The sequence below is a fragment of the Sorangium aterium genome, assembly GCF_028368935.1.
GTDB lineage: Bacteria > Myxococcota_A > Polyangia > Polyangiales > Polyangiaceae > Sorangium > Sorangium atrum.
Genome location: NZ_JAQNDK010000007.1, coordinates 348,752 through 362,673 on the forward strand (window position 1 = coordinate 348,752; position 13,922 = coordinate 362,673).

At 72.9% G+C, this 13,922-nt stretch carries 2 protein-coding genes; both read right to left on the reverse strand.

Annotation, left to right across the window (positions count from 1 at the left end):
- Positions 1–10: 10 nt before the first annotated feature.
- Positions 11–8,473, reverse strand: coding sequence for a non-ribosomal peptide synthetase (locus POL72_RS49240; protein ID WP_272104276.1), 8,463 nt, complete (start codon positions 8,471–8,473; stop codon positions 11–13).
- A gap of 38 nt (positions 8,474–8,511) precedes the next feature.
- Positions 8,512–13,920 (reverse strand): type I polyketide synthase, encoded by a 5,409-nt coding sequence (locus tag POL72_RS49245; protein WP_272104278.1) that lies wholly within the window; start codon positions 13,918–13,920, stop codon positions 8,512–8,514.
- Positions 13,921–13,922 lie beyond the last annotated feature (2 nt).

Below are 13,922 nucleotides of genomic sequence, written 5' to 3' on the forward strand. Positions count from 1 at the left end.
CGGGCTCCGCTCACCCGCAAGCGCGCGCGATCGCCTGCAGATCGTCGATGACGTCACCGGCGACCCGCTGCGCGGTCGCCGGCGCATGCACGTTCGCGCTGTAGCGCCACCGGAACGTCAGGGCCCCTCCGCGGACGAGGACGTGGCACTCGAACAGGTTGAACCTCAGGTTCGTCGCCGCCTCGTCGTACCCCGTGGACTCGCTCGCCACGCGGAGGATCGAGCCCTGCGCAGGCGGCTCGACGCGCCCCTGGTAGTTGAAAAGGATCCCCGGTCGCTTCCGGAGCCGCCCGAGCTCCGCGCTGAGCCCGGCGTCGCCGCCCAGGTACTTGAGGAGGTTGTAGCCGTGGCCCCCGTTCGGGATGCGATCGAGCTGCCGGCTCGTATCGAGCAGCGCCGCGAGCGGCTCTCGCTGGCTCGAGCGCCGGAGCACGAGCACCCGCTCGGCGCTCAGCCACCCCACCGTGCGCGACGCGTCGAGCTCCGGGCGATGGGGCATCAGATCACGCCCCGAGTTGAGGACCATGATGTCCTGCCAATCGCGGCCCGTCCACGCGGTCACGCCGCGGAGGACCGCGGCGATGAGCGCGTGCTCCGTGCTCACCCCGAAGCGCGCCGGCAAGTCCCGCAAGATGACCTGAGACTCCTGCTCCGAGAGCGACGCCCAGTGATCACGGACCGACTCCACCGTACAGAGATGGCGGGTCGCCGGGTGGTCCGCTGGGAGGGGATCGATCTCGTTCCAGGGCAGCGAGAGCCAGTAGGCGCGCTCGTTGGGCAGGATCTCCTCGCTCACCCACCGCTCGAGCGCGCGCGTCCAGCGGCCGGCCGAGGCGCCCGCGGGCGGCAGGCGGGGCGTGGCCGTCGTCGCGAGCTGATCGTAGATGGATTGCAGATCGAGCGCGGCGATCATCATCGACATCCAGTCGACGACGAGGTGGTGCGCGTTGAGCCACAACCGCCCTCTCCCCTGCTCGTCCCACCGGAAAAACACGATCCGGAACAGCCGCCCGCGCTCGAGCTCGTATTCGTCTTGCATGCGATCGCAATGCCGCTCGATCTCGGTCCCGCGCCGATCCTCCGGGATCCCGGACAGATCGACGCAGGCGAACGGCGCCTCGGTCCACGGCGCGTCGATCACCTGGCGAAAGCCGCTCGGGGTGCGCTCGAAGCGCGCGCGGAGCGCCTCATGGTGGTTGACGAGGACGAGCGAAGCGCGCGCGAGCCTGTCGAGATCGAGCGGCGCCACGGCCTCCAGCAGCAGGTTCACGTTCCAGCGCGCCGGGCGGGTGCGCCCGGGGGCCTCCTCCAGATACCAGCGCTGGAGGACGGTGAGCGGCCGCTCCCCATTCTCTGGTTCGACGTCCACCGCCGCGCGCTCCAGCGAGGCGCAGGCGGCCGAAAGGCGCGCGATCGTCTGGTGCTGGAAGAGCTGCCTTGGCGTGACATCGAGCCCCGCCTCCCGCGCCCGCTCGACGAGCGCAATGCCAAGGAGCGAATCCCCTCCGAGCGCGAAGAAATTGTCGTCCACGCCCACCCGATCCAGCTTGAGGACGCCGGCCCAGAGCGCTGCCATGCGGCGCTCTGCCTCCGACGACGGCGCCCGGTAAGCCGCGCTGGCCCCCTGGTGGTGCCGGTGAGCGAGCTCGAGGAGCGCGCTCCGATCGACCTTGCCGTTGGCCGTCAGCGGCATGCGCTCCAGCGCGACCCACGCGCTGGGTACCATGTACTGCGGCAGCCTCGCGGCGACGACCTCCTCCAGGGCGCGAGGCTCGAGCGCGGCGCCCTGTGCCGCCACGTAGCAGGCCACGAGGCGCCTGGCCCCGCTCGGGGTCGACTCCACGCACACCACCGCTTGCTCGACCTCGGGATGCTGCGCCAGCGCGGCCTCGATCTCCCCGAGCTCGATGCGGTTTCCCTGGATCTTCACCTGGAAGTCTTCCCGCCCGATGAACTCGATGTTCCCGTCCGGAAGGAATCGCCCGAGATCGCCGGTCCAGTAGAGCCGCTCGCCCGTCTCCGGGTGCTCGAGGAAGCGCTCCGCCGTCTGCGCAGGATCCCGGTAGTAGCCGCGGGCGAGGCAGATCCCGCCGACGTACATGCGGCCGACGACCCAGTCGGGACACGGGTGCATGCGCTCGTCGAGCACGTGGACACGCTGGTTCGGGAGGGGCTTGCCGTAAGGGATGCTCCTCCAGGTCGAATCCACCTCTCCGACGGGATAGAAGATCGACCAGATCGACGTCTCCGTCGGCCCCCCCGCGCCGATGACCCGCGCCCCCGGGCAAGCGCGGCGGATCCGATCGGGCAGCGGCACGGGGATCCAGTCGCCGCTCAGGATGACCCAGCGCAGCGAGGGGCACGCCGGAGGAGCGCCGCCGAGGTGCTCGACGAACATCTGCATCAGCGCGGGCACCGAGTTCCAGACGGTGACCCGGTGGGTCTCGATGAGGTGCCGCCAGTGCGCCGGATCCCGCGCCGCCTCGGGCGAGGGGATGACCAGGGCGCCTCCCGCGCCGAGCAGGCCGAACACGTCGTACACCGAGAGATCGAAGTGAACGGCGGAGAGCGCGAGGGCGCGATCCGATGAGGAGACCTGGAAGCGCTCGTTGATCTCGACGATCGTGTTCAGCGGGCCGCGGTGGTCGAGCGCCACGCCCTTGGGCTTCCCCGTCGAGCCCGACGTGAACAGCACATAGGCGAGATCGTCCGGCCCCTGGACCGCCGCGACCGGGCTGTCGTCCTCCGACGCGGACGCGCTGTCGTCGTCGACCGCGATCAGGCGCAGGGCCTCGGGCCAGGCCAGCGAGGAGGCCAGACGCTCCTGCGTGAGGACGATCTCCGCCTCCCCCTGATCCAGGACCGCGCGGATGCGCTCGATGGGCCACTCCGGATCGACGGGCAGGTACGCCGCCCCCGATTTGAGGGCTGCCAGGATCGCCACGATCTGCGCCCACCCCTTCGCCGCGGCCACAGCGACGAGCGCGTTCGGCCGGGCTCCGAGCGCGCGAAGGCGACGGGCGAGCGCGCTGCTCTTCCGATCGAGCTCCCCGTAGGTGAGCGTCCCCTCGGGGCTGATGATCGCCGGCGCAGCGGGGTTCAGCGCCGCTTGCCGCATGAACCCGCTGTGCAGGAGGTCGCTCGAGACCTCACGGGTGGTGCTGTTGACGCCGGCGCGGACGGCCCGCTGCCGCTCAGGGAGCTTGATGGTCGCCGCCCTGGTCCAGGGCGCGCCGTCCCGGGAGAGGCGGCTCAGGAGCGCCGCGTACGCCTCCAGGAGATCCGCCGCGAGGCCTTCAGGGAACAGATCGTCGGCGGAGCCGAAGCTCAGCACGAAGCCCTCGTCGTCCTGCTGGATCTCGTGCTCGATGCAGGGAGCCTGCGTGCCTTGTCCTCCTCCCTCGGGTCGGAAGGGCGCACAGACGCGCAGCCGGACGGCCGTCGCGCCGGGGTGACGCACGGCTTCGTCCGGCGCTCGTGTCCCGGGCGCGGCGCGCGCCATGGCCTCGTCGAAGGCCCGGGCGAGGTCGACGAACGGCGCCTTGACGCCGCGGCTCACCTCGATCTGCCCGCTCCCTGCGCCGATGGAGACGGACAGCAATCCGTTCTGCGGCTCGCCCGGCGCGCCGACCACGACGGCCAGCGGCGACGTGCTCCACGCGGCGACCGCCTGCGCGAAGGCGGCGGCGACGGCCGCGCCCGGGGCCACGCCGAGGAGCGCCGCGCGCGCCTCGAGCCCGCGGAGGAGCCCGGCGTCGACGCGCCGGGCGCGGCGGACGAGCCGAGGAGGCTCCCCCGCGAGGTCGCTCCGCACGAACGGGAGCGCAGGCGCCGAGAGCCCCCGGCGCGCAGCCGCTGCGGTCGCGGGTCCGAGCGCCTCGCCGCGGAGGAGCGCCGAGACCCTCGCCTCGGGCTCGCGCGCCGCCTCGGTGAGGAGGCGCTGGAGGAGCTCGGCGTGGCGCGCGATCGTCGCCTCGCGGAACAGCGCCGTGTCGTACTCGATATGACCGCTCAGGGTCGCCCCGTCGCGCTGCATCGACAGGGTGATGTCGTACTGCGATGTGCCGGGATCGAGGTCGATCGGCGTCACCCGCGCCCGGCCCAGCGAGACCGGCGCTGGCACCTTGGGCTGGAAGGCGAACATCACCTGGAACAGCGGAGTCCGGCCGAGATCTCGCTCCGGCCGAACGGCGTTGACGAGCCGCTCGAACGGGATGTCCGCGTGAGCGAACACGCGCACCGCGGCGCCGCGCACCCGCGCGAGGAGCGCGCTGAAGGCCGGGTCGTCCCCGAGATCGCCGCGGAAGACAAGGGTGTTTACGAAGCACCCGATGACGCCCTCGAGCTCGGGGTGATCACGCCCAGCGATCGGCGTCCCGACGAGGAGATCCGCCTGCCCGCTGAGCCGGTGGAGCAGCGCGAGGAACCCGGCCATCAGGACCATGAACGGCGTCACGCCGCGCTCGCGGCCGAGGTCCTCGACGGCCTCGGTCAGCGCCCGCGAAAAGCGGAAGTGGTGCCGCGCCCCCTGGTACCGCTTCTCCGCGGGGCGAGGGTGATCCGTCGGGAGATCGAGCGTCTGGCCGGCCCCCGCGAGCTCGGCCTTCCAGAAGGCGATCTCCTCGCTCCGCGCCGCCTCGTCCCACCGCTGCCGCTCGTGGACCGCGTGGTCGCCGTGCTGGACCGGGAGCGGCTCCCAGCGCGGGCGCTCGCCCGCCGAGATCGCTTCGTAGGCGGCGGCGAGCTCGCGCACGAAGATCTCGTGCGACCAGCCGTCGGTCACGATGTGGTGCATCGCGAACGCGAACAGGTACCGCTCGTCGTCGAGCTGCGCGAGCTCGGCCCGCACCAGGGGGCCTCGGGCGAGGTCGAACGGGCGCCCCGCCATCCGCCGCAGCCGCGCGAGCGCCGTCGCCTCGCGCGCGTCCCGGGCGAGCGCCCGGTGATCGACCTCCTCGAAGTCGAGCTGCGCCGATGGCTGGACGATCTGGACGGGAGCCCCGTCCACGACGCGGAACACGGTGCGGAGGGCCTCGTGCCGCTCGATGACGGCGTGGATCGCGCGCTCCAGGGAGCGCACGCACAGGGGCCCCGCGATCTCGGCCGCGCCGCCGACGTTGTAGGCCCCTGTTCCGGGCGCCAGCCGGTCCAGGAACCAGAGCCGCGTCTGCGCGTACGACAGCGGGATCACCCCGCCCGGGTCGCGGCGGCGCAGCGCCGGACGCGTCGACGGACGCGCGAGCTGCTCGATCCGCCGCGCCAGATCGGCGAGCGACGGCGTGTCGAACAGCCACCGGAGCGGCACCTCCACGCCGGCGCGCTCGCGGATGCGGGAGACGGCGCGCATCGCGAGCAGCGAATGGCCCCCGAGCTCGAAGAAATGGTCGGTCCTGCCCGGCGCGCGCCCGAGGAGCTCTTCCCAGACGGCGGCCACGAGCCTCTCCATCTCGGTCGCCGGCTCCTGCCGATCGCGCGCCGGCGGGCGCTCCAGCGCGTCCAGGCCCGGGAGCGCCTTGCGGTCGATCTTGCCGTTCGGCGTCTGCGGCATCCGGGGCAGCTCGACGAAGCGCGCCGGCAGCATGGCTTCGGGCAAGAACGCGCGCGCGTGCGCCCGGAGCGCCTCGGGGCTCACCGGCCCCGCCGCGGGCACGTAATAGGCGACGAGCACCGCCTCGCCCACCGCGTCCCGGTGCGCCGCGCAGACGCATTCCCCGACGCCGGGGTGGCGCGCCACGGTCGCCTCGATCTCGCCGAGCTCGATTCGGAAGCCGCGGATCTTCACCTGATGATCGATCCGGCCGAGGAACTCGAGCCGCCCGTCGTGCGTGATGCGCGCCAGGTCGCCGGTGCGGTACATCCGCGCGCCCGGCGCCGGCGAGAACGGGTCGTCCACGAACCGCTCCCGGGTCAGGTCAGGCCGGCCGTGGTACCCGCGGGCCAGGCCCGCTCCGCCGATGTAGAGCTCCCCGGCCACGCCGATCGGGAGCCGCTCGCGCCGCTCGTCCAGGAGGTAGATGCGCGTGTTGGCGATCGGGGATCCCAGGGTGATCGTGTCCGGATCGTCGACGCGCGCCGCGGCGGACCACACGGTCGTCTCCGTCGGGCCATACAGGTTCCAGAGGCAGCCCGCGCGCGCGCCGATCTCCCGGGCGAGGTCCGGCGGCAGCGCCTCCCCGCCTGCCAGCGCGCGGAGGCGCGGGCTGCCCGTCCACCCCGCCGCGAGCAGGAGGCGCCAGGTGCTCGGCGTCGCCTGCATGACCGTCGCCCCCGAGCGCTCCAGCGCGCGCAGGAGCGCTGTGCCGTCCCGCGCTTCGGCGGCGGACACGAGGACCGTCCGCCCGCCGACGCTCAGCGGCAGAAACAGCTCCAGGACGGAGATATCGAAGGACGCCGTGGTCACCGACAGCAGCACGTCGCCGGCGTCGAGGCCGGGCCTTTCCCGCATCGCCTCAAGGAAGTTCACGACGCTGCGGTGCTCGACCTGCACGCCTTTCGGGTGCCCGGTCGAGCCCGACGTATAGATGACGTAGGCGAGGTTCCGGCTGCAGGGCGGCGCCGCGAGCGGCTCCTCGGCCAGGCCGGAATCCTCGGTGAGATCCTCGAAGAACGCCGTCCGCTGCGGCTCGCCGGCGAGCGGGCGTCGCAGCGCGCGCTGCGTGAGCAGGACGGCGGCCCCGACGTCGCGCAGGATATAGGCGATGCGCTCGCCCGGCAGCGCGGGATCCAGGGGTACGTAGGCGCCGCCCGATCTCAGGATCGCGAGCAGCCCGATGACGAGATCGATCGATCGGTCCATGCAGATCGCCACCGGGACGTCCGGACCGACGCCCATCGCGCGCAGCCGGCGCGCGAGGCGGGCCGAGGCGCGGTCGAGCTCTCCGTACGTGATCTCGCCCTCGCCGAACGCGAGCGCGACGCGCTCCGGATGGCGCTGCGCCTGCCGCTCGAAGAGCTCGTGGACGCAGAGCTCCTCGGGAAAAGGTCGCTCTGTCCGGTTCCATTGATCGAGGTGCAGCGCGTCGGCCTCGTGCACGACCGGCAGGTGGAGCACGCGCGTGTCGGGGCGCGCCGCCGCCGCGCGCAGGAGCGCCTCATAGCTCCTGAGCATCCGCTCCGCCGTATCGCTGCGGAACAGGTCGGTGTCGTACTCCAGATCGAGCCGGAGGCCCTGCGGGCGGTCCCAGGCCTCGACGGTCCAGTCGAACTTCGACGTCGTCACCGGCACCTCGACCGGCTCGACCGTGAGCCCGGTGAAGGCCGGCAGATCGGCGGCAGCGGTCTGCAGGATGAAGAGGGTCTGGAACAGCGCCGCGTGGGACGTGCTCCGCTCGGGTTGCAGCGCCTCCACGAGCAGCTCGAACGGCAGATCGTCGTGCGCGAAGGCGTCGAGCACGTCGCGCTTCGTGCGGCGGAGCAGCTCGACGAAGCTGGGGTTGTCCGAGAGGTCGGCGCGGAGCGCGAGGTTGTTGACGAACATCCCGGCGAGCGGCTCGATCTCTCGCCGCGTCCGCCCGGCGACGGGCGACCCGACCACGACGTCGAGCTTCTGCGTGACGCGACAGAGGAGGACCTGGTACGCGGCGAGGAGCGCCATGAAGAGGGTGACGCCCTCCCGCTGGCACAGCGCCTTCACCGCCGCGCCGAGCCGGGGTGACAGCGTGAGCGACGCCTTCGCCCCCCGGTGCGCCTGCGAGGCCGGGCGCGGACGGTCCAGCGGGAGCTCGAGGAGCGCCGGCGCGCCGCGCAGCCGCTCCTTCCAGTACGCGAGCGCCCGTTGAAGGCGCTCCTGGCTCCACTGGCTCCGCTGCCAGACGGCGTGATCGCCGTACCGGACGGGCAGCTCGGCCAGCCGCGGGGCGCGCCCCGCGACGAGCTCATTGTAGAGCGCGCCGAGGTCCCGGAGCAGCACGCCCCAGCTCCAGTGATCGCTGGCGATGTGGTGAGTCGCCATGAGCAGGACGTGCTCCTCTGCGGCCAGGCGAAAGAGCGCTGTCCGGAGGAGGTCGCCTCGCTCCAGGACGAAGGGCGCCTGGGCGATCTCTGCGCACTGGAGGGCGAGCTCGCGCTCGCGGGCCGCCGGATCCACCGCGGAGAGGTCCGTGACCGCCACGGCGACGCCGGACGGCGGCAGCACCTCCTGGTAGGCCTCCTCGGCGTCCTCGCCGAAGCGCGTCCGCAAGATCTCGTGCCGCTCCACGAGGAGCGAGAGGGCCCGCTCGAGCGCGGCCACGTCGAGCGAGCCCCGGAGCCGCGCGGCCCCCTGGAGGTTGTATGCAGGGCTGTCGGGCGCGTACCGGTACAGGAACCAGAGCCGCTGCTGCGCGAACGACAGGGGGAACCTCGACCGCGTCCCGCTCCGCTGCGGCCCCGCCGCCGCGCCGCCGCCGGACGGACGTTGTCCCTTCAGCTTCGCGACGAGCGCCTTGAGCTCCTGGGACGACAGGCCTTTGATCCGCTGCTCTAGCTCGCTCACCTCGACGCTCCTCTCCAAGGTTCCAGCGCGTTCACGGCTCAGGACGGCTCGCCGGGCGCGGCCGCGTCTGTCATCGACTCGAGCACCGCGAGGCGCTCGGCGAGAGCGCTCGTGATCTTCTCGGCGAGCCGGGCGACGGTCGCCCCCTCGAACATGTCCTGCTTCGGCAGATCGACGTCGAACGCGTCGTTGATCCGCGAGAGGATCTGGATCGCCAGGAGCGAGTGGCCGCCGAGGCTGAAGAACTCGTCATGGATGCCGATCGGCCGCCGGCCGAGCAGCTCCTCCCACTGCGAGCACACAACGCGCTCTATCTCGTCGCGAGGCCGCTCGTCATCGCCGAGGGGCCGCCGCGGGCTCGCGGAGGGCTCCCGCCGGGCGCGGCGCTGCTGCTCGGCGAGGGCCGGGAAGTCGCGCGGCGAGACCACGATCTGCTCGGGCCCGGTGAGCGCGAGGATCTGCTCGAGTGCCTTCATCCCGTCCTCCGGGGCGATGCCGCGCGACGCCCTTCGCGACGGCGCGGCGAGGGCGGCGCCGCCGTGGACGCGCTGAAGGACGAAGCGGGTCACATCGGCGATGACCCGCCCCTGCTCGTCGAGCAGGGTCACGTCCGCGGAGAGCGCACGGCCAGGCTCGGTATCGTCGCGGCGCAGGCGGACATGGCTGAACAGCCTCGATGGAGTGGGCGCCAGGCAGACCACGCGGCCATACCCCGCAGGGAGGTAGATCCCTCGAGGGTCGAGCACGGCGGTCACCGAGGTGGCCACGTCGAGCAGCGCCGGGTGCAGACCGTACACGGACAGATCCGCCGCGAACTCCGGGCGAAGGCCGAGCTCGGCGAGCGCCTCGTCCTCCCCGACGTGGAGCGATTCGATGCAGTCCCAGCGAGGTCCCCACCGGAGCAAGCCGCTCGCGTTGACGGCCTCGAAGAGCTGCCGCGCGGCCGCCGGGCGGCAGCGCCGCCGGATCGACGCGACAGGCGCGTGCTCGCGCGTCTCGTCGAGCGCGGGCGTCCAGGTGCCCGACGCGAGCCGCTCCCTGACCCCGGCAGGGCCCGGGGCGAAGATCGAGAACTCGGTCCGCGCCCCGCGCTGCTCGCTCTCGAGACAGACGTCCTGCGGCGCCCCGTCCTCCACGCGGCAGGGCGTGTGGAAGCGGACCTCATGCAGCTCGACGGCGCCCCTCCCCGCGAGCGTGGCCGCGGCCCGCGCCATCTCGAGCAGGGTCGTGCCGGAGACCAGCCCGTCGCGCTGCGTCCGGTGCTCCGCGACAGGCCAGTCGCGCGCCAGGCTGAACCGCTTGTGGAACACCCGGGGCCCGGGCGCCGCGCCGTCCACCCGATCGATCAGCGGGTGGTGCCCCCGGAGGCTCGACCCTGGCCCAGGCAGCAACGGTCCTGGCCGGGTGATCCCGGCCCGCGCCGCCATCCCGATCTGCTCCCAGCCGTCCCAGGCGATGGCGAAGCTCGGGTTGCCGGTCGCGCTCTGGTACGCCCCGGCGAAGGCGTCGAGGTACGCATTCGCGGCGGCGTAGTCCGCCTGTCCGATCGCCCCGAGGTGCGAGAACGTCGATGAGAACAGCACGAGGAAGGGCTGCTCTCCCTCCCGCCCGAGCTGGTCGGCGAGGTTCCGTGTCCCGGTGGTCTTCGGCGACAGCACCCGGCAGATCTCCTCGTTCGTCCGCGCCTCGAGCGGGCCGGCGCCCGGGATCCCGGCGCCGTGGAAGATCCCGTCGATGCGCCCGAAGCGGGCCCTCGCCTCGGCGAAGACGCGCGCCACGTCCTGCGGCTCGGCGACGTCCCCGGGAGCGACGACGAGCTCCGTGCCTTCCGCCTCCATCCGCCCGAGCGCCTCGAGGATCTCCGCGGTCGCGGCCAGCGCCCCGTCGCGCTCCCGGTAGCTCGACCACTCCGATCGCGGCGGGAGCGGCGTCCTCCCCATCAGCACGAGCTTCGCCGCCCAGGCGCGCGCGAGGTGCTCGGCAAGGCGCAGCCCGATCCCGCCGAAGGCGCCCGTGATCAGGTAGACGCCCCCGCGCCGCAAGCGCGACGCTTCCGCGGCCGGCGATGGAGGGAGGATCGCCTGGAACGCGGGCACCCAGCGCTGCTGCGCGCGCAGCAGCACGAGGTCGTGCTCCGGCTCGCCCGCGAGCTCCCGGAAGAGGGCCCGCGCCCACGATGTGGCGGCCTCCCCGTCGCGCGGCGGGACCACATCGACGGCGCGACAGCGGACGCCGGCGAGCTCGTTGCCCAGGCTGCGGCAGAGGCCGACGAGCGCGGCGTGGTCCGGCGAAGGGGTCGTCTCGCCGGCGATCGCGTGGGCTCCCCGGGTCACGATCGCGAGCTCGATCCCCGCCCCTGGCGGCGCGGCGCCGAGGCTCCGCGAGACGGCGCACACGCTGAGCAAGCCCCTCCGCAAGATCGCTTCAGCGCCCTCGCCCGGCCCCCCCAGCGCGCTCCACAGGTGGACGATGCGTCCGGGAAAGAGGCCTTGCCCGTCGAGGGTCGAGAGCAGCGCCCGGAGATCCTCCTCGCTGTCAGGGCGCAGGACGAACGCGAGGTCGCCCGACGCGGCGAACGCCGGCCCGGGGCGCGCGGTGATCACGCGAGCGCCCGAGCCGCGGACGTGCGCCTCCAGCGCGCCCGCGCCCTCGTCTGCGTCGGTGAGGAGCAGCCACGGCGCCCCGTTCTCGAGCCGGGATAGCGGGGCGGCCTCATGGAGACGAGACCAGCGGAGCCGGAACAGCCGCGCTCCTCCGGTGTCCTCCGCGCCCTCGTGGGCCATCGTCTCCGCCGTGCCCGTGGACGGCTCCGGCAGCCCGTCCTCGACCGCGTGGCGCCTCCGCTCGAAGGGGTAGGTCGGCAATGGGACGCGGCGCGCCCGGGCGTCCGGGAATACCGCCTGCCAGCGCAGGTCGGCGCCGCGCGCCCACAGCTCGCCGGCCGCCTCGAGCAGCACGCGCCGGCCCTTTCCGGTGTCGCCCGGCCCTGGCAGCAGGGGAACGGCCGCGCTCTCCGCGCTCCCCCCGAGCTGCGCGCGCACGAGCGAGCACAGCGTCGAGCCGGGCCCGACCTCCACGAACAGGTGCGGTCCTTCGCCCTCGAGCGCCGCCTTGACGCCGTCGCCGAAGCGGACCGCGCGCCGCAGGTGGTCAGCCCAGTACTGGGCGCTCCGCGCCATCGAGCCCGTCATCCACCCGCCGGTGACGTTGGAGAGGAGGGGAATCCGGGGCTCGCGCAGCGTGATCCCCGCCATGGCCCTGCGGAACTCGTCCAGGATCGGCTCGGTCGCGGCGGAGTGGAACGCGTGGGAGGTCTGGAGCCGGCGGCCCTTGATCCCGCGCGCGCCGAGCTGCGCCTCGTACCTCGCGATGGCCGCCTCGGGGCCGGAGACGACGCACAGCTCGGGCCCGTTCACCGCGGCGAGCGACAGCGCTTGTGGCAGGCTCTCGAGCGCTGCCCCCTCGGACAGCGGCACCGCGAGCATCGCCCCGCGCGGCAGCGACTGCATCAACCTTGCGCGCACCGCGACCGCCCGGAGCGCGTCCTCGAGCGAGAACACCCCCGCGACGCAGGCCGCCACGAGCTCGCCGACGCTGTGCCCGAGGAGCGCCTCGGCGCGCGCTCCCCACGACTCGAGCAGCCGCGCCGCGGCGTACTCGACGGCGAACAACGCCGGCTGAGCGACCTCCGTCTCCCGGAGCTCCTCGGCCGGGCCATTGAACAGCAGCGCTCTCAGATCGCGGCCAAGGTGCGGCCGGAGCCGCTCCGCGCACTCGTCCAGGATCTCCCGGACAACGGCGTGCTCCTCGTACAGCGACCAGCCCATTCCAGGGTGCTGGCTCCCCTGGCCGGTGAACAGCATCACCACGCCGGCGGTGCCCGTCCGCGCCCCTCGCCCAGGCCTGGGCGCGCGCAGCCGCGCGACGGCGTCCGGCGACGACGACGCGACGACGAAATCGCGGTGCGGGAACCTCCGCCTCCCCTCGAGCAGCGTGAACGCCGCGTCGCGCAAGGAGATCTCCGGGTGCCCCTCGAGGTGCTCCGCGAGGCGCGATCGCATCGCTGCCAGGGCGGCCTCGCTCCGGGCCGACAGCGCCAGGATCTCGCTCTCTCCGCCGGGGGTCGGGTGATAGACCGGCCCTTCCTGGAGGACCGCGTGCACGTTCGCTCCCCCGATCCCGAACGAGCTCACGCCCGCTCGCCGAGGGCCGTTGTCCCTCGGCCAGGCGCGGAGCTCCGTGTTCACATAGAAAGGGGAGCTGTCGAAGTCGATCTCCGCGTTGGGCCGCCGGTAGTGGAGCGTGGCCGGGATCTGCGCGTGCCGGAGCGCCAGCACCGTCTTGATGAGCCCGACGATGCCGGCCGCCGTGTTCGAGTGGCCCACGTTCCCTTTCACCGATCCGAGGGCGCACCGGCGGAGCGGGGCGGCGGCGCGCCGGAAGGCCTGCTCCAGGGCGCGGACCTCGATGGGGTCGCCGAGCGACGTGCCGGTCCCGTGCGCCTCGACGTAGTCGATGGTGTCCGGCCGGACGCCGGCCACCTCGTGCGCCATCACGATCACCGAGGCTTGCCCGTCGACGCTCGGGGCGGTGTACCCGACCTTGGCGGAGCCGTCGTTGTTCGTCGCGGACCCGAGGACGATCGCGTGGATGAAATCGCCCTGCGCGATCGCGTCCTCGAGCCGCCTCAGCACGACGACCCCGACCGCGTCGCCGAACACGGTCCCCGCGGCGTCAGCGTCGAAAGGACGGCAGTGGCCGTCGGGGGAGCATGGCCCGCCCTTCTCGTAGAAGTACCCGCGCCGCTCCGGGAACATCACCGACGCCGCGCCCGCGATCGCCATGTCGCACTCGACGGCGCGCAGGCTCTGGCATGCTTGATGGACCGCCGCGAGCCCTGTGGAGCAGGCCGTCTGGACGCTGATGCTCGGTCCCTTGAGGTTGAGTTTGTACGCGACGCGCGTCGTCAGGTAGTCCTTGTCGCTCGCGATCAGGAGCTGCATCGCCTCGGAGGACTCGAACTTGTGGAGCAGCGCGCGGTGGTGCGAGAGGAGATACGAGTTCATCTTGGCGCCGGCGAAGACGCCTATCCAGCCGGGGAACCGCTCGGCGTCGTGACCTGCGTCCTCGAGCGCCTCGTACGCGCACTCGAGGAACAGCCGCTGCTGCGGATCGATCCACTGCGCCTCCCGCTCGCTGTATCCGAAGAAGTCGGCGTCGAACCACTCCGGCCTGTCGAGGCAAGGTCGCGCCTTGACGTAGCCCGGATCCCTCACCTGGGCGCGAGGGACCCCGGCGGCGATCAGCTCCTCTTCCGTGAAGCGGGCGATGGACTCCCTGCCATCGCGCAGGTTCCTCCAGAACGCCTCTGGATCGTTCGCCTGCGGGAACCGCCCGCTCAGCCCGACGATCGCGATGGCGTCGCGCAGATCTCCGAGGTCCTGCATCG